Origin of the sequence: Deinococcus malanensis (assembly GCF_014647655.1) — a bacterium.
Classification (GTDB): domain Bacteria; phylum Deinococcota; class Deinococci; order Deinococcales; family Deinococcaceae; genus Deinococcus; species Deinococcus malanensis.
Map to the genome: position 1 here is coordinate 1 of NZ_BMPP01000057.1, position 2,327 is coordinate 2,327.

The window sequence follows — 2,327 nt, forward strand, 5'->3', positions numbered from 1 at the left end:
AGCCGCCAGATGCAGGTGGAGGACGCGCACTACACCCTGCTGATCCGCGATATGAGTGACCTGAACGAGAACATCGCGGCGCTCGCGCAGAGTCAGTTGCACGCTCAGGCGCTGCTTCAGGCCATTCCGGATTCACTGTTCGTCCTCTCCAAGGACGGTCTGGTACTGAGCTACAAGGCGGACTCCCTGCGGCTGGAGCGCAACCCGGTGGGCCGCAGCGTGTACCAGTTGTGGTCACACAATGCTGCGGCGCTGATCATGGTGTACCTGCGGCTGACCTTGCAGGGTGCTCAACGCTCACGGGCTTTTGTGCTTGAACCCCCCGTGGGAAGCGAAGGTGCGCAGGAACTGGAGGGACGCATCACACCGATCGGCGTCGAGCGCGCCTTGCTGGTCATCCGGAACGTGACGCTGGAGCGGAAAGCCCCAGTCGCTCCTGTAGGGCCGGACCCTGGGCCCGCCGGTGAGGAGCCAGTCACGCAGATGCATGATCAGGACGTCATGTCGTTGTTCGACCCAGACAGTCAGGAACCGAACAACTGACGCTGGGTACTACTCCTGCACGGCCTGCTGAAGACGCGAGCGGGTCGCAGGGTCGGTGGCTTCGCCTTGCAGGAGACGGCAGTCGCGCCCGAGGATCTCGCTGACCTGGTACCCCGTGAGCTGCTCGAACGCGGGATTGCAGTACACGATGGGGTGATCCTCCTCGCTACGAGTCACGATGATGCCGTTCGTCGCGGCGTTCATGGCCTGCACGAGCACGTCAGGGAACGCTTCCTGGTCGTCCAGGATGGTAGCCTCATTCTGATGGCCCGTCACTGCCGATGTCCTCTTCGGCGTGAAGCAGGGAGAGATGTCATTCCGCGACGTGAGTCGCCAGCCGGTCCGTTCCACCGCTCCTGGCACCTTTACCCAAGTGCATTCAGCCCGAACGGGGCGAAGGCATGGCGTCATCACCAGGGTTCAGAATGACAGCGATAAGGCCGTGTCACGGAACGTTGAACGTTTATTCAGACCCCTCTGCCCCAGAGCCGACAGGGGCGCTTAGAGGGTACTCTGGACCATCGTCCCAGGGCCGGAGCCTGACGTTCAGCACACCCGAACCGAGGTCCTGACTGCGGGGCGAGGCCCGCGCCACACACGAATCACCTTCCCCACGATTCCGACCTGAAGGAGATCCCCCCCATGGCGCCATCGGCACTTCCTTCGTCCCTCCTGACCGACGCACTGCACGCGTGCGTGGTCGGTGTCGTGATCACCGATGCGCTTCAGGAAGACCACCCGATCGTGTACGCCAACCCGGCGTTCGAGCGGCTGACCGGCTTCCGTCAGGCCGACATCCTGGGTCGGAACTGTCGCTTCCTGCAAGGCGATGAGCATGAGCAGCCCGGAGTCGCGGAGATTCGCGAGGCGATCAAGGAAGGACAGAGTGTCACCGTGGTTCTGCGCAACTACCGCCGGGATGGCACCCTCTTCCATAATGAGCTCACCTTGAGTCCCGTCAGGAATGCCGCAGGTCAGGTGACACACTACCTCGGGTTCCAGAATGATGTGACGACCCGTGAAGAAGCCAGACAGAGTGCCGCGCAGAGTGCCAGGGTGCTTTCCTCCACGCTCGACCGGGTGACGGATGGGGTCACGTCGCTGGACCAGGACGGCGTTATTACGTACGTGAACGGATCTGGCGCCGCGATCGCTGGACGGACGCCCACAGATCTTGTCGGGCACCGGCTCATAGACGTATTTCCTACGGCTCCGCTCACCCCACTCGGTCAAAGCATCCTCCGCGCCAGGGACGCCTCATCCCCACAACGGGAAACCGCATTCTCGAGCGAAATTCAGAAATGGGTTGAAGTCACCACCTACCCCGCGGAGGACGGCGTCTCCGTGATTACCCGCGACGTCACTGAACATCATCAGGCGCAGGTCGCCCTCCAGAGAAGTGAACAGCGCGTCTCCAGGATCTTCGCGGCCAGCCCCATGCCTGTGGCCCTGACCCGCCTGAGCGACCGGGTCTTCCTGGATGTCAACCCGGCCTTCGAGGACCTCACCGGGTACATCCGGGATGAGCTCATCGGTCAACCAGCGTCCGAGCTGAACCTGTGGGTCGATGACACTGAGCGCCTGAACGCCCTGCGAGAGATGGCCAATGGAAACACGGCCCGGAAGCGGACTGTGAGCCTGCGCGGCAAATCAGGGCAGATTTACGACTGCTTCGTTTCCTTCGTTCCGATTGAGATTGCAGGCGATCCGTGCGTGATCAGCCTGGTCCAGGACATGACCAATGAGAACCGTGCCCGGCGGGCCATGGAAGAAAGCGAGGAACG

General features: G+C 62.4%; 3 protein-coding genes. 2 read left to right on the forward strand and 1 reads right to left on the reverse strand.

The features are described 5' to 3' along the window. Window positions 1-543 (forward strand): PAS domain-containing protein (locus IEY49_RS21175; protein ID WP_189012381.1); only part of this gene is annotated, 543 nt, incomplete at its 5' end. Between the two features lie 9 nt (window positions 544-552). On the opposite strand, the gene IEY49_RS21180 is transcribed toward IEY49_RS21175, so the two are convergent. Next, window positions 553-819, reverse strand: a complete 267-nt coding sequence (locus IEY49_RS21180) for a PAS domain-containing protein (protein ID WP_189012383.1) — start codon at window positions 817-819, stop codon at window positions 553-555. A 366-nt stretch (window positions 820-1,185) separates the two neighbouring features. Here IEY49_RS21180 and IEY49_RS21185 point away from each other — a divergent pair. After that, on the forward strand, window positions 1,186-2,327 hold a 1,142-nt coding region (locus IEY49_RS21185), incomplete at its 3' end, for a PAS domain-containing protein (RefSeq protein ID WP_189012385.1).